This is a genomic window from Caldibacillus sp. 210928-DFI.2.18 (genome assembly GCF_020554505.1).
GTDB lineage: Bacteria > Bacillota > Bacilli > Bacillales > Caldibacillaceae > Caldifermentibacillus > Caldifermentibacillus hisashii.
Genome location: NZ_JAJCHL010000006.1, coordinates 1 through 26,337, shown reverse-complemented (window position 1 = coordinate 26,337; position 26,337 = coordinate 1). Strand labels below are relative to the sequence as shown.

Annotated in this window: 27 protein-coding genes; 25 read left to right on the top strand and 2 right to left on the bottom strand. The window is 39.9% G+C overall.

The annotated features are described in order from the left end of the window. Nucleotides 1–298 precede the first annotated feature (298 nt). From LIZ98_RS02795 to upp, 8 genes are all read left to right on the top strand, one after another. A complete protein-coding gene (locus LIZ98_RS02795) occupies nt 299–1,357 on the top strand; it encodes an L-threonylcarbamoyladenylate synthase (RefSeq protein WP_227138942.1) in 1,059 nt (352 codons plus the stop codon). A 197-nt stretch (nt 1,358–1,554) separates the two neighbouring features. Continuing rightward, a complete protein-coding gene (locus LIZ98_RS02790; RefSeq protein WP_227138943.1) occupies nt 1,555–2,109 on the top strand; it encodes a manganese efflux pump MntP in 555 nt (184 codons plus the stop codon). Between the two features lie 88 nt (nt 2,110–2,197). Continuing rightward, nucleotides 2,198–2,629, top strand: a complete 432-nt coding sequence (locus LIZ98_RS02785; RefSeq protein WP_034773215.1) for a low molecular weight protein arginine phosphatase — start codon at nt 2,198–2,200, stop codon at nt 2,627–2,629. A gap of 43 nt (nt 2,630–2,672) precedes the next feature. Then, complete coding sequence (locus tag LIZ98_RS02780; protein WP_227138944.1) at nt 2,673–3,965, top strand: methyl-accepting chemotaxis protein; 1,293 nt, start codon at nt 2,673–2,675, stop codon at nt 3,963–3,965. Nucleotides 3,966–4,247: 282 nt separating this feature from the next. Continuing rightward, on the top strand, nt 4,248–4,688 hold the full coding sequence (gene rpiB / locus LIZ98_RS02775; RefSeq protein WP_034773212.1) for a ribose 5-phosphate isomerase B: 441 nt from the start codon (nt 4,248–4,250) through the stop codon (nt 4,686–4,688). Between the two features lie 92 nt (nt 4,689–4,780). Beyond that, on the top strand, nt 4,781–5,356 hold the full coding sequence (locus LIZ98_RS02770) for a TIGR01440 family protein (protein WP_227138945.1): 576 nt from the start codon (nt 4,781–4,783) through the stop codon (nt 5,354–5,356). A 345-nt stretch (nt 5,357–5,701) separates the two neighbouring features. Continuing rightward, complete coding sequence (locus LIZ98_RS02765; RefSeq protein WP_227138955.1) at nt 5,702–6,961, top strand: serine hydroxymethyltransferase; 1,260 nt, start codon at nt 5,702–5,704, stop codon at nt 6,959–6,961. Between the two features lie 296 nt (nt 6,962–7,257). Further along, the gene (upp, locus tag LIZ98_RS02760; protein ID WP_034773209.1) at nt 7,258–7,887 is read left to right on the top strand and encodes a uracil phosphoribosyltransferase; all 630 of its coding nucleotides are present in this window, start codon (nt 7,258–7,260) and stop codon (nt 7,885–7,887) included. Nucleotides 7,888–8,027: 140 nt separating this feature from the next. On the opposite strand, the gene LIZ98_RS02755 is transcribed toward upp, so the two are convergent. After that, nucleotides 8,028–8,477 (bottom strand): Lrp/AsnC family transcriptional regulator, encoded by a 450-nt coding sequence (locus LIZ98_RS02755; protein WP_216407167.1) that lies wholly within the window; start codon nt 8,475–8,477, stop codon nt 8,028–8,030. Nucleotides 8,478–8,726: 249 nt separating this feature from the next. On the opposite strand from LIZ98_RS02755, the gene ggt reads away from it, so the two are divergent. The 17 genes from ggt (at nt 8,727) to murA (ending at nt 25,920) form a co-directional block, all read left to right on the top strand. Continuing rightward, nucleotides 8,727–10,340 (top strand): gamma-glutamyltransferase, encoded by a 1,614-nt coding sequence (gene ggt, locus LIZ98_RS02750; RefSeq protein ID WP_375293563.1) that lies wholly within the window; start codon nt 8,727–8,729, stop codon nt 10,338–10,340. A gap of 238 nt (nt 10,341–10,578) precedes the next feature. Next, nucleotides 10,579–11,154: a chromate transporter gene (locus LIZ98_RS02745; RefSeq protein WP_227138946.1), complete on the top strand. Its 576-nt coding sequence runs from the start codon at nt 10,579–10,581 to the stop codon at nt 11,152–11,154. After that, complete coding sequence (locus tag LIZ98_RS02740) at nt 11,151–11,681, top strand: chromate transporter (RefSeq protein ID WP_034773198.1); 531 nt, start codon at nt 11,151–11,153, stop codon at nt 11,679–11,681. Before LIZ98_RS02745 ends, LIZ98_RS02740 begins: the two co-directional genes overlap by 4 nt. A 238-nt stretch (nt 11,682–11,919) precedes the next feature. After that, on the top strand, nt 11,920–12,342 hold the full coding sequence (locus tag LIZ98_RS02735; protein WP_227202927.1) for a hypothetical protein: 423 nt from the start codon (nt 11,920–11,922) through the stop codon (nt 12,340–12,342). Between the two features lie 255 nt (nt 12,343–12,597). Further along, the gene (locus tag LIZ98_RS02730; protein ID WP_227138950.1) at nt 12,598–14,859 is read left to right on the top strand and encodes a S8 family serine peptidase; all 2,262 of its coding nucleotides are present in this window, start codon (nt 12,598–12,600) and stop codon (nt 14,857–14,859) included. A 603-nt stretch (nt 14,860–15,462) separates the two neighbouring features. Further along, nucleotides 15,463–15,852, top strand: a complete 390-nt coding sequence (locus LIZ98_RS02725) for an ATP synthase subunit I (RefSeq protein ID WP_227138951.1) — start codon at nt 15,463–15,465, stop codon at nt 15,850–15,852. A gap of 1 nt (nt 15,853) precedes the next feature. Next, nucleotides 15,854–16,567: a F0F1 ATP synthase subunit A gene (gene atpB / locus LIZ98_RS02720; RefSeq protein WP_034773190.1), complete on the top strand. Its 714-nt coding sequence runs from the start codon at nt 15,854–15,856 to the stop codon at nt 16,565–16,567. A gap of 269 nt (nt 16,568–16,836) precedes the next feature. Next, nucleotides 16,837–17,049: a F0F1 ATP synthase subunit C gene (atpE, locus tag LIZ98_RS02715; RefSeq protein ID WP_034773189.1), complete on the top strand. Its 213-nt coding sequence runs from the start codon at nt 16,837–16,839 to the stop codon at nt 17,047–17,049. Nucleotides 17,050–17,328: 279 nt separating this feature from the next. Further along, a complete protein-coding gene (gene atpF / locus LIZ98_RS02710; protein ID WP_227138952.1) occupies nt 17,329–17,847 on the top strand; it encodes a F0F1 ATP synthase subunit B in 519 nt (172 codons plus the stop codon). Further along, entirely contained in the window at nt 17,847–18,383 is a 537-nt protein-coding gene (locus LIZ98_RS02705) for a F0F1 ATP synthase subunit delta (RefSeq protein ID WP_227091913.1), read from the top strand. Before atpF ends, LIZ98_RS02705 begins: the two co-directional genes overlap by 1 nt. 22 nt (nt 18,384–18,405) lie before the next feature. Continuing rightward, on the top strand, nt 18,406–19,920 hold the full coding sequence (atpA, locus tag LIZ98_RS02700) for a F0F1 ATP synthase subunit alpha (protein WP_108898930.1): 1,515 nt from the start codon (nt 18,406–18,408) through the stop codon (nt 19,918–19,920). An 80-nt stretch (nt 19,921–20,000) separates the two neighbouring features. Beyond that, entirely contained in the window at nt 20,001–20,858 is an 858-nt protein-coding gene (gene atpG, locus LIZ98_RS02695; RefSeq protein WP_034773183.1) for an ATP synthase F1 subunit gamma, read from the top strand. 71 nt (nt 20,859–20,929) lie between these two features. After that, nucleotides 20,930–22,351 carry a F0F1 ATP synthase subunit beta gene (atpD, locus tag LIZ98_RS02690; RefSeq protein WP_034773182.1) on the top strand — a complete coding sequence of 474 codons (1,422 nt, stop codon included), beginning with the start codon at nt 20,930–20,932 and terminating at the stop codon, nt 22,349–22,351. A 24-nt stretch (nt 22,352–22,375) separates the two neighbouring features. Next, nucleotides 22,376–22,783 (top strand): F0F1 ATP synthase subunit epsilon, encoded by a 408-nt coding sequence (locus LIZ98_RS02685; protein ID WP_227091914.1) that lies wholly within the window; start codon nt 22,376–22,378, stop codon nt 22,781–22,783. Between the two features lie 653 nt (nt 22,784–23,436). Next, nucleotides 23,437–23,694: a DUF1146 family protein gene (locus tag LIZ98_RS02680; protein WP_034773180.1), complete on the top strand. Its 258-nt coding sequence runs from the start codon at nt 23,437–23,439 to the stop codon at nt 23,692–23,694. Nucleotides 23,695–23,823: 129 nt separating this feature from the next. Next, the gene (locus tag LIZ98_RS02675) at nt 23,824–24,576 is read left to right on the top strand and encodes a YwmB family TATA-box binding protein (RefSeq protein ID WP_216407183.1); all 753 of its coding nucleotides are present in this window, start codon (nt 23,824–23,826) and stop codon (nt 24,574–24,576) included. A gap of 33 nt (nt 24,577–24,609) precedes the next feature. Further along, complete coding sequence (gene murA, locus LIZ98_RS02670) at nt 24,610–25,920, top strand: UDP-N-acetylglucosamine 1-carboxyvinyltransferase (RefSeq protein WP_041845027.1); 1,311 nt, start codon at nt 24,610–24,612, stop codon at nt 25,918–25,920. Between the two features lie 24 nt (nt 25,921–25,944). On the opposite strand, the gene LIZ98_RS02665 is transcribed toward murA, so the two are convergent. Next, nucleotides 25,945–26,088, bottom strand: coding sequence for a hypothetical protein (locus LIZ98_RS02665; protein ID WP_227138953.1), 144 nt, complete (start codon nt 26,086–26,088; stop codon nt 25,945–25,947). Between the last annotated feature and the right edge of the window lie 249 nt (nt 26,089–26,337).

The following is a 26,337-nucleotide window of genomic DNA, read 5'->3' as shown; positions in this document are numbered from 1 at the left end:
CTTATTCATTTACCATTTAAAAAAATGCAGGGAGTAGTGTTTCTGTCATGATTGTTCATTCCTTACTTTTATTTTTTGCACTTTTTTCCTATACTTATAAAAAGAAGTTCTAGATAAACAGTGCTCGCCTGTGGATAAAAGGATGGTTGAGGGCATATTTATCCACATTTTAAACATATTTATCCACAGTTTTGTGGATAGTTTCATTGACTTTCACTAATTTTATGGAGTTTCATTCATATTTTTGTGGATGATAACAGTCGAACGATTATAATTTTCAACAAAGAAGGAGAAAAACATGTTAACAAAAATATGGACTGTGGATAACACTGTGGAAAATTTATACACATATCCACAGATTATTGAAGCGGCAGAGGTATTACAAAAAAATGAAGTGGTGGCATTTCCGACAGAAACGGTGTATGGCTTAGGGGCAAATGCATTAAGCGATGAAGCTGTTAATAAAATTTATGAAGCAAAAGGCAGGCCAAGTGATAATCCACTAATTGTTCATATAAGTAAAATGGAAGATGTGGATAAATATGTGGAAGAAATACCGGAACAAGCTAAAAAATTGATGAACGCATTTTGGCCCGGTCCGCTAACAGTCATCTTAAAAGTAAAACAAGGAATTTTATCAAACAAGGTAACGGCAGGACTTCCAACCGTAGGAATTCGTATGCCCAACCACCCTGTTGCCTTAGCGTTAATTGAAGCGAGCGGGTTACCGATTGCTGCTCCAAGTGCCAATCTTTCCGGTAAACCAAGCCCTACGAAATTCCAACATGTGTATAAGGATCTAAATGGGAAAATTGCCGGGATTGTGGACGGAGGTGAAACCGGGGTTGGTGTGGAATCAACGGTCATAGATTGTACAGAACCAATCCCGGTTATTTTGCGTCCGGGTGGTACAACAAGAGAGGAGATTGAAGGGATTATCGGTTCGGTTGGCATGGATCGGCAAGTGAAGGAAGAAGTGGAAAAACCGAAATCACCTGGGATGAAATATACCCATTATGCACCGGCAGCACCGATGTATCTGGTGGATGGCAGCTCGGCTTTTTTACAAGAAACGGTGGATTCGATGCGAAAAATCGGCAAACGGGTTGGCATATTGACGACGGATGAACGGGTAAATACATATCAAGCCGATTTGGTCGTCAGTTGTGGGCAAAGAGAGCAATTATCCACAGTGGCTCATCATTTATATGATGCATTACGCCAATTTGACCAAGAAGAGATCGATATGATTTACGGAGAAGTTTTTCCCCGTGAAGGAATTGGTGTTGCAATTATGAACCGCTTATTAAAAGCAGCCGGTCATCGAATAATTAAAGAACACAACTCAAACCGTTGATTAACTTTATAGACAGTTTGAGCCTGTTTTTCGTCAAAACTGTCCAATAGCGCGGCTTTCCCTCCGTAGCAGTTCCCCGAAATATGAGCTGTTTTGTCCAAGAGAAAGTCGCGATGAAAAGCATGTCTATTCCCCCAAAAACCTGCATATGTTTATAAAAGCTAGTCCAAGAGTACGTTCTGGGTAGGGGGAATTACATGTCTACTGTTACAGGTGAAGTATTTACACTGTCGTTGATGGCTTTTGCGTTGGGGATGGATGCATTCTCAGTAAGCTTAGGTATGGGAATGGCCTCGATAAGGTTAAAACAAATTGTAAAAATTGGCCTGACTGTCGGGTTATTTCATATCTGGATGCCGTTGATTGGAATGCTGACCGGGAATTTTTTATCCGAACAATTTGGAGCACTTGCCACGTATGCCGGTGGGATATTATTGATCCTCATTGGTTTCCATATGTTTATGTCCGGTTTTAAAAATGATGAAAAAAGAAGTTTTAAACCGATTGGTATCGGCTTATTTTTATTTGCCATCAGTGTCAGTTTGGATAGTTTCTCTTTAGGATTAACGCTGGGAATTTTCGGTGCCAAGACAATAACTGCAATAACGTTATTCGGCTTTTTTGCAACTATTTTAACATGGGCCGGACTATTGTTAGGCCGTAAAATGAAAGGAATTATTGGTCAATACAGTGAAGCTTTTGGCGGTACCATTCTTTTATTCTTTGGTATTAAACTAATCTTTCCTTTTTAAATATGAAACTATTCTCTCACTTCAGCCTTCCTGCAAAAAACTTTTAATATGAACACCATTCTCGTATAATAAAATAGGGGGATTGGATATGAAAAAAATATTATTTATTTGTACCGGGAATACATGTAGAAGTCCAATGGCAGAGGCAATTGCAAGAAAGCTTGATAAAAACCTGGAAGTCAAATCAGCAGGACTTTTTGCTGTACAAGGATCTGACATTTCGCCGTTTGCAAAAGAAGTTTTACAAGAAAATGACATAGTCCACCAACACCAATCCACTCCATTTACAAAGGAAGTTGCCGATTGGGCCGATCTTATTTTGACGATGACGAAATCCCACAAAGATTATATCGTTGGTCAATATCCCGATTTACGACATAAAGTTTTTTCTTTAAAAGAATTTGTTAAGGCAGATGGAATGGATGTCAGTGATCCGTATGGCGGTTCTATTGATACATATCGACGTACATACCAGGAATTATATGACTTAATCACAAAGCTGGAGGATCAATTGCATTAGGTGTATAAAATAAATTATCAATGTCTTCAAAGGGGAGGAGCACATGAACAGAAAAAAATATAAATTTAGTCTCCGCAAAAAGCTAGTCTGGTTTACAACATTACTGGCATTGATTACTTACTCAACAAGTGCTTTTTTTATTTATATTCTTTACCCCTTATTCTTTGAAAATATCATTAATCAGTTTGTCTTCACAATTGGAACATTAGCTCTCGGAATTATTTGGTCAGGTATATTAGCTTTTTTGGCCGCGTTCTTTATTGTTCGTCCGTTAAAAGATTTAGAGCAGGCTGCCATGCAAGCGGCAAGTGGAGATATTACAAAAGATGTAAAGGTTTCCAAATCAGATGATGAAATTCGGGCTGTCGGATTAGCGTTTAACTATATGCTTGAAAACTTGCGCAAAATGGTTAGGCAGATTGAGAATAATTTTTCTGAAACCAATGAAAAAGTGCTTTTAATTTCACGAGAATCAAGAAAAGCAACGGAACAAGCCGAAAATATTGCAAAGACCATTACAGAAATATCAAAGGGTGCTGAGAATTCCGCTGAGTCAATTCAAAACACGGCAGAGTCAATTGAAGATGTGATAAAAATCGCGATGGAAGTGCAGACAAAAGCGAAAAACTCTGAAAAAGAATCGAATGAAATGCTTGATGTTTTGCAAAAAAGCAGACAAGCTATTTCTTCACTCATCACCGGGATTGAAGACTTGGCTCTGGCTAATAAAGAGTCATTGGAATCGGTTCATCGCTTGGCTAAAAATGCGGAACAGGTGGAACAAATCATTCATCTTGTCGGGGATATTGCCAACCAGACGAATTTGTTGGCACTGAATGCCTCAATTGAAGCGGCACGTGCCGGTGAACATGGCCGAGGTTTTGCGGTTGTTGCAGAAGAAGTTCGGAATTTAGCAGATGAGAGTGCCAAAGCGGTTAATGGAATTTCCGAACTTTTAAATAATATTCAAAATGAAGTGAAACAAGTTCTAAACCAAATTTCCGGTCAGGTCAAATCCGTCGATCAAGAAGTAGCTAAAGGGGCCGGTACAAATCAAATGATGGAAGATATGACGGCAAAGATTTATCAAGTTGCCGAGGCCGTGAAAAATATTTCCATATTAGTTGACCAACAAATGACCAGTATTCACAATACATCAATCCAATCTCAGGAAGTATCAGCCATTGCCGAAGAGACCTCTGCGGGTGCTGAGGAAGTGGCCGCTTCTACCCAGGAACAAGCATCTGTAATTACTAATGTAGAAGAAATTGCAGTCGAATTAAAAGAACTTGCCAATAAATTGAAAGAAACGATAACACAATTTAAAATCGCTTAAATGTTACAATGACGATGCGATCGAAAAATACGAAAGGGAAACAAAAATCGTTTCCCTTTTTTAATATGGTAGACAAAATTATGGCATCACCAACTTATCTTTTTTAAATATTTTTTAAAAAAAGCATAAAATACCGGTGGAAATTTTAGGTTTCAGGGGCCCTCCATTTTTGTAGCCCTTGTTTTCCAAGCCTGTAAGTATACCGGATATTTTCAGTTGTGATAAAATGAAGATAAAGATTCATACTAGAAGGTACATACACGAATAGTAGAGGTGATAAGGATGAAGGTAGCCGTTGCAGCAGATCATGGCGGTGTCCATCTGAAAGGTGAAATCGTAAGTTTATTGGAAGAGCTTGGAATTGAATATGAAGATTTCGGTTGCGATTGTGAAACATCGGTTGATTATCCGGACTATGCCCTACCTGTTGCGGAAAAAGTGGCAAACGGGGAATTTGACCGGGCCATTCTCATTTGTGGAACAGGAATCGGTATGAGTATTGCAGCGAATAAAGTCAAAGGCATCCGCTGTGCGCTTTGTCATGATGTTTTTAGTGCAAAAGCAACCCGTGAACATAATGATACAAATATTTTGGCTATGGGTGAACGGGTTATCGGCCCGGGACTGGCCCGTGAGATTGCAAAAACATGGTTAACAACTGAATTTCTCGGAGGAAGACATCAAAGACGTATTGGAAAAATTGATGAATATGAAAATAAATAAGATGGGACCGGAATTACACATTTTTAAGTAAACCCATTGTTTTTAAAATGCTATTTTCTAGATAGTATGAAAAGTATGAGGTGAACGAAAGAGTGGAACGGATCGAACAATGGAGGGAAGAGGCTAAGCAAATTTTTTCAGAGTTTGCCGAGAAAATCGATGTAAAGAAAAATCAAATTCTTGTCGTAGGCTGTTCAACTTCTGAAATCATCGGGAAAACCATTGGCACGAAAGGATCAATCGATGTAGCAGAAATGATTTATCAGGAATGTAAGCGATTTGCCGATTCGACAGGGGTCAGCCTTGCCTTCCAATGTTGTGAGCACTTAAACCGAGCGTTGGTAGTCGAACGTTTGACAGCGGAACGTTATGGATTGGAGGAAGTTTCAGTCATCCCCGTTCCAAAAGCAGGTGGGTCAATGGCGGCCTATGCTTATCGGCAATGTTCCGATCCGGTCGTTGTTGAACAGATAAAAGCAGATTTTGGAATTGATATCGGGGACACTTTTATAGGGATGCACTTGAAACACGTCGCTGTTCCGGTACGAGTTTCGAGAAACCAAATTGGCAGTGCTCATGTCACCCTTGCAAAAACAAGACCAAAACTAATCGGAGGGGAAAGGGCCGTATATCAATTAGATCATGACGATTCCACTTGCCTAACATAAATAGTTTTTAAAATCAGGGTCCTGCTCATAACGGAATATTTTTTCCTAAAGAGCAGCGACCCTTTTTATATATTTTTCCAAAACACGAACATTTAGTGTAGAATTTCTGTAAAAAATAGATAGTTTCCGAATATCAAAAAACATGTTACAATAATAGAGCATTCAAATTTTTTCTAATTTCGTAATATGTACATATTTTTGGTTCACTGCCAAAAGCCTTTGCTCAAAGTATGAACGAAGTATTTTCCTTAAAACCCTTTTGGGTACGATTCATATTTTTGGCAAAAGGTGAAAAATGAAATCGCCAAACGGCAAATCGAAAACAACTGGAAGGAGATAAAGAAAATGAGTCATATTGCTAAGCAAGACCCGGCTGTTTTTCAAGCAATTCAGGATGAGTTAAAAAGACAACAAAACAAAATTGAGTTAATTGCTTCTGAAAACTTTGTTTCTGAAGCGGTTATGGAAGCCCAAGGATCTGTTTTAACGAACAAATATGCGGAAGGGTATCCGGGGAAACGGTATTATGGTGGCTGTGAATATGTTGATGTTGTGGAAGACCTAGCGAGGGACAGAGCGAAACAAATTTTTGGAGCGGAACATGCCAACGTTCAACCACATTCCGGAGCACAAGCAAACATGGCTGTCTATTTTTCTATTTTACAACCGGGCGATACGGTTCTTGGGATGAATCTGTCCCACGGTGGCCATCTCACTCACGGTAGCCGGGTAAATTTTAGCGGGAAACAATATCATTTTGTCGATTATGGTGTCGATGAAAAAACGGAAACAATTGATTATAACGATGTATTAGAAAAAGCCCGGACCCATAAACCGAAATTAATTGTCGCCGGTGCCAGTGCTTACCCGCGGGTCATCGATTTTAAAAAGTTCCGCGAAATTGCGGATGAAGTTGGTGCCTATTTCATGGTGGATATGGCTCACATCGCCGGCCTTGTTGCTGTCGGACTTCACCCTAATCCGGTTCCTTATGCGGATTTTGTCACGACGACCACACATAAAACTTTGCGCGGACCACGGGGCGGAATGATTCTTTGCAAAGAAAAATATGCAAAACAAATCGATAAGTCAATTTTCCCGGGGATACAAGGCGGTCCGTTGATGCATGTAATTGCGGCTAAAGCGGTAGCCCTTGGTGAAGCATTGCAACCGGAGTTTAAAACATACATCGAAAACGTAGTCACAAATGCAAAACAACTCGGTGAAACATTGGTGGAAGAAGGGTTAAGACTTGTTTCCGGCGGTACGGATAATCATCTTTTACTCGTTGACTTGCGGTCGCTCGGATTAACCGGAAATGTTGCGGAAAAAGTATTGGATGAAATTGGGATCACATGCAATAAAAATACGATTCCTTATGATCCGGAAAGCCCGAATGTCACAAGTGGTATTCGTCTCGGTTCGGCAGCAGTTACTTCACGCGGTTTTACGAAAGAAGATATGGTCGAAGTGGCCAAAATCATTGCAACAACCTTGAAAAATTATCAAGATCAAGCTGTTTTGGAAGCTTCCCGGGGACGCGTTCAGGCTTTAACAGAAAAACGTCCATTGTATGTAAATGTCGTTCAGGGAAACGAATCCTAAAAAATTAATAAATCACTTCTTAATACAGCCTCCGAATAGGGGGCTTTCATTTTGGCAATTTATCGTAGAAAAGTTAAATTGAGTTAATATGAGTAAAATAATTTTCCAAGATTAGTGAAAGATTTTATTAGGAAAAATAATTATACACATACATATAATTGTGCTAATCTGAACAAGACAAATGCTTAACTAATATGATAAGATAAAGAAGGAATTGTAGAACTTTGTATTTTTTTGTAAAATAAAGCGAGTCCGTATGCAGGAAAATTTAAAATCTAAAAAAGGGGCTGTTTTCTATGGGAAAAGTTTACGTTTTTGACCATCCTTTAATCCAACATAAGCTTACATACATACGAAAAAAAGAAACCGGGACCAAAGAATTTCGTGAATTGGTTGACGAAATTGCGACATTAATGGCTTTTGAAGCAACAAGAGACCTGCCCTTGGATGAAATCGAGATTGAAACGCCGGTTGCAAAAACGAAAGCAAAAGTACTATCAGGGAAAAAATTAGGGATTGTTCCGATTTTACGTGCCGGAATGGGTATGGTTGACGGGATATTAAAATTAATTCCTGCCGCAAAAGTCGGACATGTCGGATTATACCGCGATCCGGAAACATTAAAACCGGTGGAATACTATGTGAAATTTCCTTCAGACATTGAAGATCGGGACTTCATTGTTGTGGATCCAATGTTGGCTACAGGCGGATCAGCTGTCGAAGCGATTAACAGTTTGAAAAAACGCGGGGCGAAACATATTATTTTCATGTGTCTAATTGCCGCACCGGAAGGATTGAAAGCATTGGAAGAAGCCCATCCGGATGTCGATATTTACATCGCTGCCCTTGATGAAAGACTGAATGAAAAAGGGTACATTATCCCGGGCTTGGGAGATGCCGGCGACCGGTTGTTCGGGACGAAATAAGAGGAACAAAAGGGTTGTCAGGATGATTGTCGTCAAGACAGCCCTTATTGTGTAAAAATTGTTCCTCTTTAATTAACATTTACAAATAATCCGTCAGGGTAGCCCTCATTCGATAAAAAAACCATCCCCCAAATTGGATTTCACAACTTATATCCGCTCCGACTTTTAAATCGCCGCAAAATAACCGAACTTTCCACTCGAGTAATCCCCTCAACAGAATAAAGCTCAGTGTTGATGAATGATTCTAGCATTTTAAAATCCTCAACTAAAACGTGCATATGAAGTGTACTTGGGCCGGTCATTTGGTAAATACTGGCAACGTTTGGGTTTGCTGCCAAATTCTCAGCTACTTTAATCAGTTGCATCGGTTCCACATCCACCTCAAAGAATGCGGATACTTGTTTCCCTGCATTTTCTGAATTAATAACAACGGTAAATTTTTCAATAATCCCCCGTTCTTTTAAACTTTCAATTCGATCTTTAACGGCCACCCGGGAAAGGCCGACTTTTTTTGCCAATTCAACGTAGGAAATTCGTCCATCTTTCGTTAGTTCATTCAATAGCTTCTTATCGACATCATCTAACTTCATTGCGACATCTCCTTTCAAACTACCTTTTTCATATAATAGCAGAAAATTTTTCATGTAAGAATGTGTTGAACAACCCATATGAAATATATTATCAAATAAAAATAACAAAATGTAAGTCATTATTTAAATTAACTTTTAAAATGGAAACTATAATATAATAAATTTTTATTTTTGTCTGATTTATTATTGACAAAATCTTAATTTGTTTGTATCATTCAATATAATTCAGAAAATAAGGGGGAGAGGTTCGTGATTTCATTTAACCATCTGTCCAATCCGTATTCAATTCCTAGGAATGCTACCTATGCAAGAAAGGGGATAGTTGCTACATCTCAGCCCCTCGCTGCACAAGCCGGATTGGAAATTTTAAAAAAAGGCGGGAATGCCATTGATGCGGCAATTGCCACGGCAGCTTGTTTGACTGTTGTTGAACCGACATCGAATGGTATTGGTGGTGATGCATTTGCCTTAGTTTGGACAAATGGAAAGTTATATGGTCTGAATGGGAGTGGGCCGGCGCCAAAATCGATTTCCATCGATGCTGTGAAAGAACGGGGATTTAATGAGATTCCAACCCATGGCTGGATTCCGGTGACGGTTCCAGGTGCTCCCGGTACTTGGGCAGAGCTGTCGAGGCGGTTTGGCAAATTACCGTTATCGGAGGTATTAAAACCTGCAATCGAGTATGCAAGTGAAGGATATCCAATCTCCCCAACTTTAGGAAGATTTTGGGAACGGGCTTTTTCTATTTATAAAAATAAATTAACAGAGGACCACTTTCAGCATTGGTTTGAAACCTTCGCACCAAAAGGGCGGGCACCACGGGTCGGCGAAATTTGGGCATCACCCGACCATGCAAAAACGCTGCAATTAATCGCAGAAACGAATGCTGAGTCGTTTTACAGAGGTGAGCTGGCGGAAAAAATTGCCGCATTCTCTAAGGAAACAGGAGGATTTTTAAAAGATGAAGATTTAGCCAATTATCGACCGGAATGGGTGGAGCCAATTAATGTTAACTATCGTGGCTACGATGTATGGGAAATTCCGCCGAATGGGCAAGGTATCGTTGCACTTTTAGCATTAAATATTTTGAAAGGTTTTGAGTTTCATGAAAAAGAATCCGTAGATGTGTATCATAAACAAATTGAAGCTATGAAACTTGCATTTAGCGACGGGCAGAAATTTGTAACAGAGAAAAATAAAATGTCTGTGACACCGGAACAACTATTAAGTGAAGCATATGCCGAGACAAGGAGAAAACGGATTGGTGAGGAAGCACAGTTCCCTGAAGCGGGTGATCCTTCCGGCAGTGGCACGGTTTATTTAGCAGCGGCTGACAAAGACGGAAATATGGTTTCCTTCATTCAAAGTAATTACATGGGATTCGGTTCCGGTTTAGTTGTACCGGGGACAGGAATTGCTTTACAAAATCGGGGACATAATTTCTCCTTTGATCCGAGTCATGCGAATGCGTTAGAAGGCGGGAAACGTACATATCATACGATTATCCCGGGATTTTTAACAAAAGGAAATGAAGCGGTCGGTCCGTTTGGTGTGATGGGCGGATTCATGCAACCACAAGGACATGTCCAAGTTATCATGAATACGATTGATTTCGGGTTAAATCCGCAAGCTGCCCTTGATGCACCAAGATGGCAATGGATGAAAGGTAAAGTTGTTGAATTTGAAAATCGTTTTCCGCACCATATTATCCAAGAGTTGGAAAGAAGAGGACATCAAGTTAATATTCAATCTGAGTCGAACAACTTTGGCAGAGGGCAAATCATTTGGCGGGATGAAAAAACAGGTTGTCTCATTGCCGGCAGTGAGTCAAGAACAGATGGAACGGCAGCTGCATGGTGATTGAAATTTAACATAAACTAGTTTTGGGTAGAGGATCAATGTTGATGTAGCCTCATGCTATCTTGCGTGAATGAAAATTAACATAAACTAGTTTTGAGTAGAGGATCAATGTTGATTTAGCCTCAACTAATCATAATTGAAATTTAACATAAATTTGCTTTGGGCAGAGGACCGATATGTTATTTTAAATACAAGGTAAAACAAAGTATTTTACATTGAACAGATAAAGGTGTGTAACATGAAAAAACAGCGAGACATTTTTATTGCTTTTTTTCGCTCGGGAATTTTGGGATATGGTGGGGGACCGTCGTCCATTCCACTCGTTTACAAGGAAGTTGTGGAGCGATTTAATTGGATGAATGCGGAAGAGTTTGGAGATATTCTTGCCCTTGCCAATACATTGCCGGGACCCATTAATACGAAGATGGCCGGTTATATCGGCTACCGGGTGGGCGGATACGTTGGAATGGTCAATGCGATTTTGGCGAATATATTACCGACGATTGTTGCGATGATTCTATTATTTGCTTCCATTGATAAAATAAAACAATTTAATTGGGTGAACGGGATGATTGCAGCGATTATTCCGGTTGTCGGTGTCATGATGGGGACGTTAACCTGGCAGTTTTTAAAAAATACAAAGAAGGATTTTGGTACCGGAAAAACAATTGTCCTAAGTGTTCTTATTTTAATCGTTCTGCAATTCTTCCATATTCATCCGGCCATTGTAATTGCCGTATTTCTTATTGCTGCATTCGTCCAAAGGGATAAGGAGGAACAGGTGGTCAAAAAGAAAGAGAGGACGGGCGCATGATCTATTGGAATATTTTTCTGGCGTTTTTTATCCCCGGAATTTTGGGTTATGGTGGCGGACCGGCCTCAATCCCCTTAGTTGAAAATGAAGTGGTTGATCGCTATGGCTGGTATACCGTCCAGGAGTTCAGTCAAATTTTGGCATTGGGAAATTCTTTACCGGGGCCGATTGCGACAAAAATGGCCGGTTATATTGGCTATGATGTTGGCGGTGTCTTAGGCGCCATTATCGCTGTTTTTGCTACGGTTGCCCCATCGCTAATTTTAATGATTATTTTATTGAAGATTTTGTTAAAGTATAAAAATTCTCCAAAAGTAAAACGATTGACGAGCTATGTTCGCCCGATTATTGCGATTTTACTTGGTGTGATGGCATGGGACTTTTTTGTTGAATCATATGAAGGAATTGGTATTTGGCAAACAGTCGGGATTGGAGTGATAAGTTTTTTTATGATTGAACGTTGGAGAATTCACCCGGCTATTGTGATTGTTGCCGCTTTTGTTTATGGCGGGTTGGTTTTGGGGTGATGGCCAAAAAATGAAGTTTCTCGGCTCAAAGTGGTGACGAGAACGGGTGTCGTCGCCAAAAAGTGGAGTTTCCCACGCAAAAAAGTCGACGAGAAGGGGTCTCGTCGCCAAAAAATAGAGTTTTTCGCCCCAAAATGATGACGAGAATGGATCTCGTCGACAAAAAAGAGATTTTTCCGCCTCAAAATGCCGACGAGAAGGGGTGTCGTCGCTAAAAAATGGAGTTTCCCGCACCAAAATGGTGACGAGAAAGGATCTCGTCGTCAAAAAAGAGATTTTTCCGCCTCAAAATGCCGACGAGAACGGGTTTCGTCGCCAAAAAATGGAGTTTCCCGCACAAAAATGCCGACGACAAGAGGTCTCGTCGCCAAAAAATAGAGTTTTCCGCCCAAAAATGGTGACGAGAACGGGTGTCGTCGCCAAAAAATGGAGTTTTCCGCCTCAAAATGCCGACGAGAACGGGTCTCGTCGCCAAAAAGTGGAGTTTTTCGCCTCAAAAAGACGACGAGAACGGGTCTCGTCGCCAAAAAGTGGAGTTTCTCGCCCCAAAATGATGACGAGAATGGATCTCGTCGTCAAAAAAGAGATTTTTCCGCCTCAAAAAGTCGACGAGAACGGGTTTTACCAATTTATTGGTTTCCAAGGTGCGAAACTCAAGTAATAAATCTGACACTGCAGACTAGATGTGGTCTGCCATTACCTAAGATAGGAAACCAAATAAAATTTAACCGCAGACTAAGTGGCACGTAACCAATCAAACTAAACGCATTCGTAACCGCAGACCAAGTGGCACGTAACCAATCAGACCAAACACATTCGTAACCGCAGACCATGTGGCCGTTTCTAATCAAACCTAATAAATCCAAATTTCCCAGACATACTAATAGGAAAGTTATTCAATCAGGGAGGTTTGATTATGAAAATAGCCCGCAAATGTTTCGTTCTCTGCTTAATTTTTTCTATCTTCGTTTTATCTGCCCCAATAAACATAAAGTACGTGTGCGCAGGAAAATATGAAAGACCTGCCCTTCCTCAAGATCAAGATACGCAACAAACGGTCATCGTAAAAGTAAATAAACCGATGACCGAAAGTGAAGCGAAACAACTACTCCGATCCTACCCGGACCTGAAGTTAAGGTATCATTTTCAAAATATATTTAACGGTTTTTCTGTAATGGGTCCGAGTAGCCAAATAAAAAAATTGGCCGAAAAAACCTCCATTGAAAACATCTATCCGTCCTATACATACAAACTGGATATAAGTCCCTATCCGCAAATTTCAAACGGTACTTTCAACAGCATTAATTATATTGGTACAAGTAAAATTCGCCATCTCACCGACAAAAATGGAAACCACTTAACAGGAAAAGGAATTAAAGTAGGTATTATTGACACAGGAATCGATTACACACATCCGGATTTACGAAAATCATATGTCAAAGGGTATGATTTTGTCGATAATGATCATGACCCGATGGAAACAGTCGATATGGGCCCAAATAATACGTTTCACGGGACCCATGTGGCTGGTGTGATTGCCGCAAATGGAAAAATGACAGGTGTCGCACCGGAAGCGGAAATCTATGCCTATCGCGCCTTAGGACCCGGTGGATTTGGGACAACAGAGATGATTATTGCTGCCGTTGAACAAGCCATCAAGGACCGGGTTGATGTGTTAAACCTTTCCTTGGGCACAAGTATCAACGGACCGGATTTGCCAACCAGTCTTGCCTTAGATAAAGCGGTGGAAAACGGGATTGTCGCAGTCACATCAAATGGTAATTCAGGACCGGATTTATGGACGGTAGGTTCTCCGGGGACTTCCCATCGAGCAATTTCGGTCGGTGCAAGTACGCCGGAGATTCAAATACCGTATGTAGACTATTATGGTCAACAATTTCGCCTCTCCCCTCTTACCGGTTCAAAGCCATGGAATCTCGATCGATCATATATGATAGTTGCCGGGGGATTAGGAAGAGAAAAAGATTACCAAGATATAGATGTGAACGGGAAAATTGTTCTCCTTAAGAGAGGAAAACTAACTTTTTCTGATAAAGTCCGTACGGCTGAAAAATATGGGGCAAAGGCGGTCATCATCTATAATAATGAAGATAAAGCGGTTTTAGGAATGTTGGATGGTGAAATGAATTTGCCGGTTGCTTTCCTATCAAAAAAAGATGGAGAACATCTTCTGAAACTTATGGAAACGAGCAATACGCCGGCAAAAATAGTAAATAAAACCGAACAAGATAGGCTGGCGGACTTTAGTTCCCGCGGGCCGGTTACATTTAGCTGGGAAATAAAACCGGACGTCGTTGCCCCGGGTGTTGCGATCGAAAGCACTGTGCCGGGCGGATATAAACCGCTGGCAGGAACAAGTATGTCTGCCCCGCATGTTGCCGGGGCAAGTGCCATTCTGAAACAAGCAAATCCGGACTGGACCCCGGAACAAATTAAAGCAGTCCTCATGAGTACAAGCAAACCACTTTTAAATGAAGCAAATCAATTGTACCAGTCATTTGAACAAGGAGCCGGGCGGATTCAAATGGAGGAAGCATTACGTACCGAGACGATCATTCAGCCTGCTGCCCTTCAATATGGAAAAGTAAAAGGGAAAACATTTGAAGAAACGAAGAAAATGATAACGGTAGAAAATGTTAGTGATCACGCCATTCGCTGTACATTTTCTACACCACTCCGCTCTGATACTATTGCATGGGATTTGCCGAGTCCATTTTACTTAAAGCCAAAAGAGAAAAAACAAATAACCATTGGTATAGAAGTAAAAAACCAACATAAGAAAAATGAGATTTATAATGGGTTCATTGACATGCACAGCGGAAGCCAAACCATTCATATCCCGTATTTATATGTTGTTGCTGAACCGGACTATCCGCGAATTATGCAATTCTCCTTTGAAAAATCGGAGCGGGAGGACATCTATAAATATGAAACATATTTGCCGGGCGGCGCCGATGAATTTGGGATTGCTCTGTTTGATCCGGATACGTATCGATTTATCGATTACTTGGATTGGGAAAAAAATGTCCGGCGCGGCTTAATTACAAAAACAATTAAACAAGAGAAAGATTTGCAAAAGGGGACCTATATTGCTGTAGCGTTTGCAAAAAAGTCCGGAAAGGAAGACTTCATTGAACAACTGATAGAAATACAATAATCCGGGATATTTCATAATTTATCCACACATTGTTAAAATGTTACAAATTTGTGAATGATAACTGATTCTCGAAAAAGAGACCGATATTTTCTATGTATATAAATTGACATAAAAACTAGACTATTGTAGTCTTATTTAGTGTATGGTGATAGGGTTTTCAACTTATTTACAGTTGAAAATCCATCGTAATAATGAAATTTCTTTCGTTAAAATATGAACTACTTGAATACATCATTTATTTGTAAAATTATGGTTTTTTGTATGGCGATTTTTGTTCTTTTATGAACTTTTTTGACGGAAATGAAAACTTCTGGACAAAAAAAATTAGTGGAAATTTCACATTCCCATATAAATGCTATTGTATAATATCATTTAAGCCCCTTTTCAAAACCTTTTATTAGTTGTAATCTCGTTATCGGGTTGTAATCTATAGAAGATAACCGCTCAGAAAATATGATTTTGAAATCTGAACATCAACATAATCATTTATTCCTAAACTACAATATAAATTTTTTTCAAATAGCATTTTTTAGGTGTAAAATAAGGTTGGTGTGCTTGAAAATATTTGTGCGGCCTAACCCGGACTTTAGGAGAAGTATAAAAATGCCTGATATTCAATTTTTATATAATCGCTATCGAAAATATATGTTTTACCTTTTAGCTATTTTTGTTTTTGGATGGGGTTTTACATCATTCAAGGAAGTATTTCTGGGTTTCATACTGGGTACAGCTGTCAGTTTTATTAATCTATGGTTATTATATAAAAAAACGATACGTCTGAGTGAAGCTGTCGCAAAAGGTAAGGCGGTTTACTCTATCGGTTCCCTTTCGAGGTTTGCTTACGCAGCATTAGCAATTTTAATCGCTATACAATTTCCTAATGATATAAATATTTTATCTACTTTAATTGGGTTATTGACATCTTACCTTGTCATGGCCCTCGATTCTCTCATTTTATTTATAAAAAAAGGTTACAGGAAGAGAGGTGAGTAACGTGCATCATGAGGAACCGGTTAGGGAATTGTTTTGGGGTTTGACATATAACCCGTCAAATATTTTGATGATAACAATTTCCTCACTAATAGTATTTTTAATCGCTTTATTATGTACACGCAAACTCGCAATGAAACCAACCGGAGCTCAAAACTTTATTGAGTGGGTGATGGATTTTGTAAAAGGAATTATTCAAAGCAACCTAGACTGGAAAAATGGCGCCAGATTCCATCTTTTGGCTTTAACATTGATCATGTATATTTTCGTGTCAAACATGCTTGGGTTGCCATTTGCCGTTGTTTATGGCCATGAGCTATGGTGGAAATCACCGACAGCCGATCCTCTTATTACGATGACATTGGCCGTTATGGTACTCGGCTTAACTCATTATTATGGTGTGAAGCTGCGTGGAGCTAAGAATTACTTACTTGGATATACGCAACCGATGAAAGTCATGACACCAATAAAGATCGTTGAGGAATTTTCAAACACATTAACACTCGGTCTTCGTCTTTACGGAAACATTTATGCAGGTGAGACGCTTCTTGCTTTACTTGTCTCTTTAGGAACAAGCGGCATTATCGGGGGGGTTTTAGCTTTCCCATTAATGATGGTATGGCAAGGGTTTAGTATTTTTATCGGAGCTATCCAATCATTTATTTTTACCATGTTAACAATGGTCTATATGGCCCATAAGGTTAGTGCAGACCATTAATATAAATATCATTTTCAGGCGATCAACTTCCCTTCTTGAAACGTGATAACGTTTAGGCGGGAGATGCATCGTCACAGAACAGAAAAGCAGCTGTAGACATAACTGTCTTAAGCTTTACCGGCGGAGTGAACACGCCCCAAAGAATGAGAATCCTAGATAACTAAATGCCTTTGGAAACCCCTGCTTCAAATTTAACTAAATAAGTGGCGGGTAGTTCACGAACATGAAAACAATACACATTTTTATAAATTAAAGGAGGATTTTATTAAATGGAAACATTAGCAGCAGCAATTGCAGTTGGTTTGGCAGCATTAGGTGCCGGTATCGGTAATGGTTGGATCGTTTCAAAAACTGTAGAAGGGATGGCACGCCAACCAGAATCTGCAGGTCTATTACGTACGACTATGTTCATTGGTATCGGTATGGTAGAAGCGATTCCGATCATGGGTGTTGTAATCGCCTTTATCGCACTATTTTCATAAAGTTAACTAAGCTTTATAAAAGTAAATGGCGGAGATCATTCATAAGAACCTTCGCCATTCCTTTATGTTACATGTAAAATAAGCCGGTTTTTGAAAATTAAACAATTGTTTAGGTTTCTAAACTTATTGTACCTACTGAGATTATACTTGACGCAATGATGCTTCTATAATCTCTTATCGATTGCAACAATCTTTTAAAGAATAGCCTAAAAATATGAATGCGTAATTGATAAATTTACAATGTATTTATGGTGCTTCTTGAAGGGAGTGAATGGTAGCGTGTTAACAGATGGTTTCGTATTAGGTGCTGCATCAGGAGGCTTTACAGTGCTCGATTCTTTATACCAACTTCTGGCATTTTTAGTCCTCATGTGGCTTTTGAAAAAATATGCATGGGCTCCATTAATGAAAATGATGAAAGATCGTGAAGAGCATATCGCCAGTGAAATCGATCAAGCGGAGGCTGCAAAAAAAGAAGCAAAAGAACTTTTGCAACAGCAACAAGAAATGTTAAAAAATGCTCGCCAAGAATCGCATACTTTTATTGAAAATGCGAAAAAGCAAGCAGAATCTCAAAAAGAAGAAATTATCCGTGCAGCACGAGAAGAAGCAGAACGGCATAAAGAAGCCGCACGCTTGGAAATTCAACAAGAAAAAGAGAATGCGGTGGCAGCCTTAAAAGAGCAAGTCGCATCTCTATCCGTTTTAATCGCTTCGAAAGTAATTGAGAAAGAATTAAGCGAAAAGGATCATGCCGAGTTGATTCAAGAGTCTATTAAAAAGGCAGGAGAAGAGTAATGAGTAAAACCGTTGCAGGAACAAAGTATGCTGTTGCTCTTTTCCAGTTGGCTCAAGAAAAAAATCTGGTGGATCAAATTGAAAGTGAACTGCTAATTATCAAAGAAGTTTTCGGTTCCAATAAAGATATTTTGACATTTTTAAAGTCACCGCAAGTTTCAAATCAGGAAAAACACAATGCGTTGAAAAAAGCTTGTGCTGACTTTTCACCATATGTATTAAATACGTTGCTTTTGTTAACCGACCGTCATCGAGTCGATTCGATAATTCCAATGATCGATGCATATATTGAAATGTCCTATGATCAAAAAGGAATTGCAACAGCGAAAGTGGAATCAGTCCGTGCACTTACAGACGAAGAAAAATTAGCGATTTCAAGCGTATTCGCCAAGAAAATGAATAAAGTATCACTGGAGATAGAGAACGTTGTTAACAATGATTTACTAGGTGGTTTAAAAATTCAAATTGGAAATCGCATCTTTGACGGAAGTTTGCGTGGTAAACTAGACGGCCTCAAACGCGAACTATTAGGATAAATCGTAATAAGGGGTGAAATGAATGAGCATTAAAGCTGAGGAAATCAGTACACTGCTTAGACAGCAAATTGAAAACTATCAAGCTGAAATGAAAGTAACCGACATCGGTACGGTCATCGAAGTTGGTGACGGGATTGCTCGTGTCCACGGATTAGATAATGCCATGAGCGGCGAGCTTCTAGAGTTCGAAAATGGTGTAATGGGTATGGCCCAAAACCTTGAACAAAACAATGTCGGTGTTATTATATTAGGGCCTTTTACAGATATTCGTGAAGGTGCTCAAGTTAGACGGACAGGACGGATTATGGAAGTTCCTGTCGGTGAAGAATTAATCGGACGTGTCGTAAACCCACTTGGACAACCGGTTGACGGATTAGGTCCGATTCATACAACAAAAACCCGTCCAATTGAAAGTCCGGCTCCGGGTGTTATGGACCGGAAATCCGTTCATGAACCGTTACAAACCGGGATTAAAGCGATTGACGCACTTGTCCCAATCGGTCGTGGACAACGGGAATTAATTATTGGTGACCGTCAAACAGGGAAAACAAGTTTGGCTGTTGATACAATTCTTAACCAAAAAAATGAAAATATGATTTGTATTTATGTCGCCATCGGGCAAAAGGAATCAACTGTTCGGAATACGGTTGAAACTTTCCGTAAATACGGTGCTTTAGACTATACCATTGTCGTTACCGCTGCTGCATCTGAGCCTGCTCCATTACTTTATCTGGCTCCATATGCCGGTGTAGCTATGGGAGAAGAGTTCATGCATAACGGAAAGCATGTATTGGTTATTTACGATGACCTTACAAAACAAGCAGCAGCCTATCGGGAACTTTCTCTATTACTACGCCGTCCGCCGGGTCGTGAAGCCTATCCTGGTGACGTGTTTTATTTGCATTCCCGTTTATTGGAACGTGCTGCAAAATTAAGTGATGCTAAAGGTGCCGGTTCGCTAACTGCACTACCATTCGTTGAGACACAAGCTGGGGACATCTCGGCTTACATTCCGACGAACGTTATTTCCATTACCGATGGACAAATTTTCTTACAATCTGACCTCTTCTTCTCAGGAGTACGTCCTGCCATTAACGCCGGTTTATCCGTATCCCGGGTTGGAGGTAGTGCACAAATAAAAGCGATGAAAAAGGTTGCAGGAACATTACGTCTTGACTTAGCTTCTTACCGTGAACTTGAAGCATTCGCGCAATTTGGTTCCGATTTGGATAAAGCAACACAAGCGAAACTGGCACGTGGTGTACGTACAGTTGAAGTATTGAAACAAGATTTACACAAACCGATTGCGGTTGAAAAACAAGTAGTCATTTTATACGCATTAACACGCGGATTTTTGGACGATATTCCGGTAGAAGATATTCGTCGCTTTGAAAATGAATTATACAGCTGGATCGATCAAAACAAACCGGCCGCTGTCGAACATATTAAAACGACTCGTGAACTTCCGGCAGATGAGGAATTGACACAACTGCTTAATGATTTCAAAAAAACATTTGCTGTGTCTGAATCAAAATAACCGGTTCGTGATCGAGGGGAAACTTCTCCACTTATCGAACGTGTAACAATGCTTATCAATCAATGAGGTGGTGAGGAAAAGTGGCCAGTTTACGGGAAATAAAAGGACGGATTAATTCAACGAAAAAAACAAGCCAAATCACAAAGGCGATGCAAATGGTGTCTACTTCCAAAATGAGCCGTGCCGAAATGAATGCTAAATCATTTGTCCCTTATATGGAAAAAATTCAAGAGGTGGTCGGCAGTATTGCTCATGGTACGACAGATGCTGTACATCCCATGTTAATCCATCGTCCGGTAAAAAAATCAGCTTATCTTGTCATTACCGGTGACCGCGGATTAGTTGGTGCTTATAATAGCAATATCATCCGCCGAGTCAACCAACTGTTACAAGAACGTCATAAATCAAAAGATGAATACGGCTTGATTACAATCGGACGGGTGGGTCGTGATTTCTATAAAAAACAAGGTCATAACATCCTATTAGAAATTACCGGGTTAAATGACCATCCGAATTTCAATGAGGTTCAGAGCATCACCAGTAAAACCGTAGATATGTTTTCTGACGGTACCTACGATGAGCTATATATCATTTATACCCACTATATTTCGGTTATCCAACATGATGTTATTGTGAAAAAGGTTTTGCCATTAACCGATATTGCACCGGCTGCAAAACCGTTTATCTATGAGTTTGAACCGAACGTAGAGGAAATATTGGAAGTCTTGTTGCCTCAATATGCCGAAAGTCTAATTTTTGGAGCATTACTTGAAAGTAAAGCAAGTGAGCATGCGTCCAGTATGATGGCAATGAAGAATGCGACGGATAATGCAATGGAACTAATCAATACGTTAACAATCAGCTATAACAGGGCCCGCCAAGCACAAATCACTCAAGAAATTACCGAAATTGTGGCCGGGGCTTCCGCATTAGAATAAATTTCAAATAAACGATAATCATACACTTTTCAAATGAACGGACAAAAGTAACATAGTCAGGAGGGAAAAAGATGAATAAAGGGACAATCCTTCAAGTAATGGGTCCGGTTGTCGACGTTAAATTCGAAAATGGACAGTTGCCAAAAATTTATAACGCATTACGAATTCAACATAAAGCCCAAAACGATGCAGACGTTGACATCGACTTAACATTGGAAGTCGCCTTACATCTAGGTGATGACACTGTTCGTACAATTGCGATGGCATCAACGGACGGTTTAGTACGCGGTATGGAAGTAATTGATACCGGTGCTCCTATTTCTGTTCCGGTTGGTGATGTCACATTAGGTCGGGTATTTAATATTTTAGGTGAATCGATTGATTTAGATGGTGAATTGCCGCAAAATGTTCGCAGAGATCCGATTCATCGTCCTGCGCCAAAATTTGAAGAACTATCTACCAAAGTTGAAATTCTCGAAACCGGGATTAAAGTAGTAGACCTACTTGCCCCTTATATTAAAGGTGGGAAAATCGGCCTATTCGGTGGTGCCGGTGTAGGGAAAACAGTTTTAATTCAGGAATTAATTAATAATATCGCCCAAGAACACGGTGGTATTTCCGTATTTGCCGGTGTTGGTGAACGGACACGGGAAGGAAACGACCTATACTATGAAATGAAAGACTCCGGTGTTATTAAGAAAACCGCGATGGTATTCGGACAAATGAATGAGCCGCCTGGTGCCCGGATGCGCGTAGCTTTAACGGGACTGACGATGGCTGAATATTTCCGTGATGAACAAGGACAAGACGTGCTATTTTTCATTGATAACATTTTCCGTTTCACTCAAGCCGGTTCCGAAGTTTCTGCCTTGCTTGGTCGGATGCCGTCTGCAGTAGGTTACCAACCGACATTGGCGACGGAAATGGGTCAATTGCAAGAACGGATTACATCAACAAATAAAGGTTCTGTCACATCTATTCAAGCGATTTACGTTCCGGCCGATGACTATACGGACCCGGCTCCGGCAACAACTTTCGCTCACTTGGATGCAACAACCAACCTTGAACGGAAACTATCTGAAATGGGTATTTACCCGGCTGTGGATCCACTTGCATCAACATCACGTGCATTGGCACCGGAAATTGTTGGGGAAGAACATTATTCCGTAGCTCGTCAAGTTCAACAAACATTGCAACGTTATCGGGAATTACAAGATATTATTGCAATCTTAGGTATGGATGAATTAAGCGACGAAGACAAATTAATCGTTCATCGTGCGCGTCGTATTCAATTCTTCCTATCACAAAACTTCCACGTTGCTGAACAATTTACAGGCCAACCCGGATCCTATGTTCCTGTAAAAGAAACCGTTCGTGGCTTTAAAGAAATTTTAGAAGGTAAATGGGACCATCTTCCTGAAGAAGCATTCCGCCTTGTAGGTACAATTGAGGATGCCGTTGAAAAGGCAAAATCTATGGGCGTTGAAGTGTAATTTGGATTATGAGGAGGATAAGAAATGAAAACCGTATCCGTAAGTATCGTTACTCCTGATGGTCCGGTCTATGAATCAGATGTAGAGATGGTCAGCACAAAAGCGGCCAGCGGTGAACTCGGTATTTTGCCGGGACACGTACCAATGGTGGCACCACTTGCCATTGGTGCTGTACGATTAAAAAAAGACGGTCATACTGATTTGGTTGCGGTTAGTGGAGGATTTCTGGAAGTACGTCCGGATAAAGTAACAATCCTTGCCCAAGCTGCAGAAAATGCCAATGAAATCGATATTGATCGTGCCATACGAGCAAAACAACGGGCTGAAGAACGTCTTCGGAAACAAAAACAATCCGAAATCGACTACAGACGAGCCGAACTCGCCCTAAGACGTGCATTAAATCGAATAAATGTCTCCCAAAATGCAAGATAACGGAACGTACACGTTTATCCGGAAAAGTCCTCTTAGCCAACCGCTAAGGGGATTTTTTTGTGTGTTAAGTATAATTTCCAGCAAGGTAGTGCAGTGAGAAATTTTAGGTTTTAAGTATAGTTCAAAGGAAAAGCTTCAAAGCAACACACCACGCTCGAAAAAATTATATATTTTTCCGATGAACTACGTCTTTGCTTTCCCCTAAAGGTTCGGCAGTCGCCGAGTTTTGCGGAGCGCAACAGGTGCTGAGCGAGCTCCCTATACTTCAGTGTATATTCTATTTTTCCGCGGATTTTAGCAACTCAATTGTTGTGGATATATCGGTGAATATTGTGGACAAATGCATTAGAAAAGTGGATATCTTAGCTTAATTTGTGGATAATCCTTGTAAAATATGTGTATAAATGGGTTGAGAAAATAGAAGTTGATAAAAATTCGATAGTATTTTCCCGTAAAATAATTCACACATTGTGGATAATTTTAATAGAAAGACGTAACAAGTTTCCAGAAACTGTAATCACCTTCATTTAAACGAAATATTTCACAAAATAATTTCCTTTTTGGAAGAAAAAAGTAATTTATAAATTTATTTGCTATGTTAAAATATACATTGTATGTACTAGCCATTCAAAATTCAAAAAGGAGTGTGTGCTATGCTTTCAAATGTCGGGGTTTTCAGTATATTAAGTATTGTCGCTAATTTAATTTTTATTGCCCTGGCATGGTGGGCATTGCAATCATTGAATTTTGAAAAGTTTATTCGAAAAAATCGGGTAACGCAAGGGCGGCTCCTATATATTTTATTAGCGATAGCCATAGGGTCAATCGTAGCTAATTTTTTTCTGGATTATATCGTTTGGTCCAGACAAATTCCCTACATAATGAACATGGATGAAAGTAATTTGAAATAAATAGGTGTCGGGCGTTTTACAGATATTCACATGATTTTTTCAGGAGTAAACCGTGTCAAATTGTGACGACTTTTACCATGTATGACATCCCCCTTTTTAACCAACAATGGTAGTAAAGGGGAGAGGAACATGAGTAAAAGGTTTTATTTACAAATGACAGTATGTACGCTATTTTTCATTTTTATTCTTATTTTTTCTGGTAAAGCTAACTCTGTAACAAATGATTCGGATTTGAATAAAATGATGGATATAATCAGTAAACATAATGGAAATATCGAGGAATGGTCAGTCCTTGCTAGGGAAGAATTGGAATTGGATTTTTCCTATGCAGATTTTGAAAAAGTTGCCGATCAGTGGCAAAAAGAAATTCCAGACTTTACTTGGGAAAAACAAATCAGTCAAGATCGGTTGATTTTAACTGGAAAATCCTCTGACCAATCACTTCCGTATGCTGAAAAAATCCAACTCACAACCGAATTAAATGGTAAAAATATCCAAGGATTCATCCTTTATGAAATAAAAGGGTCGGAATGGAACGAAAAAGTCAGTCATCTTGTAGATGAACGACAAGAGTATTTTTTACCAAAATTTTTTCACAAAAGTCCATCCTTTTTTTCTTGTATAAAGGGAGAGTTCAATGATATGATTGATAAGTCTTTGCTGGAAAAATCAATGACAATTATTCATGACTTTAATGGAAAAATGATTGAAAACTTAGTGGAGAATAATTTTGTTTCTCTGACAGTAAACAGTCCACTGTTTACAAAGGAAATCCCCACTGAAGCGGGATCCTTTGATTTGCAGATTTCGTTGAGAAAAACAGCGAATGAAGATAAAACAACCTTTGTAATTGGAACACCGATATTGACAATTGAATATTAATATAACAGATATTGGACGCGGAGGGGAATACATTTGGATAAAATCATCGTCCGCGGCGGGAAGAGATTGAACGGCACCGTAAAAGTAGAAGGAGCCAAAAATGCCGTTTTACCAGTAATCGCCGCTTCACTACTTGCAAGTGATGGAAAAAGTATCATTCGGGATGTACCGTCTCTCTCGGATGTGTATACAATTAATGAAGTTTTAAGATATTTAAATGCGGAAGTTGAATTTCAAAATAATATGGTTCACATTGATGCAACAAGAGAGCTAACCGCGGAAGCTCCTTTTGAATATGTTCGAAAAATGCGAGCCTCTGTATTGGTTATGGGACCACTCTTAGCCAGACTAGGTCGTGCCCGTGTAGCGTTACCCGGTGGATGTGCAATCGGTACAAGACCGATTGACCAACATTTAAAAGGCTTTGAAGCGATGGGAGCAGTTGTTAAAGTTGGTAATGGCTTTATTGACGCAAGAGTGGATGGCAAACTAAAGGGAGCGAAAATTTACTTTGATATTCCAAGTGTTGGCGCAACTGAAAATGTCATGATGGCCGCAGCACTGGCGGAAGGAACAACCATTCTTGAAAACTGTGCCAAAGAACCGGAAATAGTCGATTTGGCAAATTATTTAACAAGTATGGGCGCAGTTGTTAAGGGGGCAGGTACAGAAACCATCCGTATAGAAGGTGTAGATCGACTATATGGTGCAGACCATACGATAATCCCGGATCGAATTGAAGCAGGCACATTTATTACAGCTGCAGCAATTACCGGGGGAAATGTTTATGTAAAAGGAGCGGTACCTGAACATTTATCTTCTTTAGTCGCAAAGTTAGAGGAAATGGGTGTAGAGTTTATTGAAGAAGCTGAGGGAGTCCGTGTAATCGCACCGGATAAATTGAAAGCTGTCGATATTAAAACAATGCCATACCCAGGTTTTCCTACTGATATGCAAGCTCAAGTGATGGCCCTCTTACTGAAATCAGAAGGCACGAGTATGATTACAGAAACGGTTTTTGAAAATCGTTTCATGCATGTTGAAGAATTCCGTCGTATGAATGCCAATATTAAAATTGAAGGCAGATCGGTTATCATTAATGGACCTTCAGATTTACAAGGAGCAGAAGTCGCAGCTACTGATTTACGTGCAGGAGCGGCTCTTATTATTGCAGGTCTTGCTGCTGATGGAATTACCCGCGTAACAGAGCTCCAACACTTAGACCGCGGTTATGTCAACTTCCACGGTAAACTGGCCGCCTTAGGAGCGGACATTGAACGAATTTATGATGTGGAAAAAGAAGAGGAGGCAATGGTCGCCAAACTAGCTGCCAATGTTAAATAACATATGAAATGAAAAAGGTTGGTTCTAATGAAAGCCAACCTTTTTTATCGTTATTTTGAGGTGGGAGTTGGCAAATTTTGGCGACGAAACAGTCCAGTCATATCTCGTCGCTGTTTTGAGCCGGGAGAAACGCCCGAATTTGACGACGAGAGCTGTTCTCGTCACCATTTTTAGTTGAAAAACGCCCAAATTTGGCGACGAGAGCCAATCTCGTCACCATTTTGATGCGGAAAATGATCTATTTTGGCGACGAGGGCCGTTCTCGTCACCATTTTGATGCGGAAAATGCTCTATTTTAGCGACGAACCCTAATCTCGTCACCATTTTTAGTTGAAAAACGCCCAAATTTGGCGACGAGAGTTAATCTCGTCACCATTTTTAGTTGAAAAACGCCCAAATTTGGCGACGAAAGCCAAT

Excerpts from the sequence above, each read along its gene's own strand:
- atpE (WP_034773189.1), top strand. The coding sequence starts at position 16,837 with ATGGAAACATTAGCAGCAGCAATTGCAGTTGGTTTGGCAGCATTAGGT.
- LIZ98_RS02745 (WP_227138946.1), top strand. The coding sequence starts at position 10,579 with ATGAAAAAACAGCGAGACATTTTTATTGCTTTTTTTCGCTCGGGAATT.
- atpA (WP_108898930.1), top strand. The coding sequence starts at position 18,406 with ATGAGCATTAAAGCTGAGGAAATCAGTACACTGCTTAGACAGCAAATT.
- upp (WP_034773209.1), top strand. The coding sequence starts at position 7,258 with ATGGGAAAAGTTTACGTTTTTGACCATCCTTTAATCCAACATAAGCTT.
- LIZ98_RS02680 (WP_034773180.1), top strand. The coding sequence starts at position 23,437 with ATGCTTTCAAATGTCGGGGTTTTCAGTATATTAAGTATTGTCGCTAAT.
- LIZ98_RS02735 (WP_227202927.1), top strand. The coding sequence starts at position 11,920 with ATGGTGACGAGAAAGGATCTCGTCGTCAAAAAAGAGATTTTTCCGCCT.
- atpD (WP_034773182.1), top strand. The coding sequence starts at position 20,930 with ATGAATAAAGGGACAATCCTTCAAGTAATGGGTCCGGTTGTCGACGTT.
- LIZ98_RS02755 (WP_216407167.1), bottom strand. The coding sequence starts at position 8,477 with ATGAAGTTAGATGATGTCGATAAGAAGCTATTGAATGAACTAACGAAA.
- LIZ98_RS02725 (WP_227138951.1), top strand. The coding sequence starts at position 15,463 with ATGCCTGATATTCAATTTTTATATAATCGCTATCGAAAATATATGTTT.
- rpiB (WP_034773212.1), top strand. The coding sequence starts at position 4,248 with ATGAAGGTAGCCGTTGCAGCAGATCATGGCGGTGTCCATCTGAAAGGT.
- LIZ98_RS02790 (WP_227138943.1), top strand. The coding sequence starts at position 1,555 with ATGTCTACTGTTACAGGTGAAGTATTTACACTGTCGTTGATGGCTTTT.
- LIZ98_RS02665 (WP_227138953.1), bottom strand. The coding sequence starts at position 26,088 with ATGGTGACGAGAACAGCTCTCGTCGTCAAATTCGGGCGTTTCTCCCGG.
- LIZ98_RS02685 (WP_227091914.1), top strand. The coding sequence starts at position 22,376 with ATGAAAACCGTATCCGTAAGTATCGTTACTCCTGATGGTCCGGTCTAT.
- LIZ98_RS02675 (WP_216407183.1), top strand. The coding sequence starts at position 23,824 with ATGAGTAAAAGGTTTTATTTACAAATGACAGTATGTACGCTATTTTTC.
- LIZ98_RS02765 (WP_227138955.1), top strand. The coding sequence starts at position 5,702 with ATGAGTCATATTGCTAAGCAAGACCCGGCTGTTTTTCAAGCAATTCAG.
- LIZ98_RS02740 (WP_034773198.1), top strand. The coding sequence starts at position 11,151 with ATGATCTATTGGAATATTTTTCTGGCGTTTTTTATCCCCGGAATTTTG.
- LIZ98_RS02730 (WP_227138950.1), top strand. The coding sequence starts at position 12,598 with ATGAAAATAGCCCGCAAATGTTTCGTTCTCTGCTTAATTTTTTCTATC.
- LIZ98_RS02705 (WP_227091913.1), top strand. The coding sequence starts at position 17,847 with ATGAGTAAAACCGTTGCAGGAACAAAGTATGCTGTTGCTCTTTTCCAG.
- LIZ98_RS02795 (WP_227138942.1), top strand. The coding sequence starts at position 299 with ATGTTAACAAAAATATGGACTGTGGATAACACTGTGGAAAATTTATAC.
- LIZ98_RS02780 (WP_227138944.1), top strand. The coding sequence starts at position 2,673 with ATGAACAGAAAAAAATATAAATTTAGTCTCCGCAAAAAGCTAGTCTGG.
- LIZ98_RS02785 (WP_034773215.1), top strand. The coding sequence starts at position 2,198 with ATGAAAAAAATATTATTTATTTGTACCGGGAATACATGTAGAAGTCCA.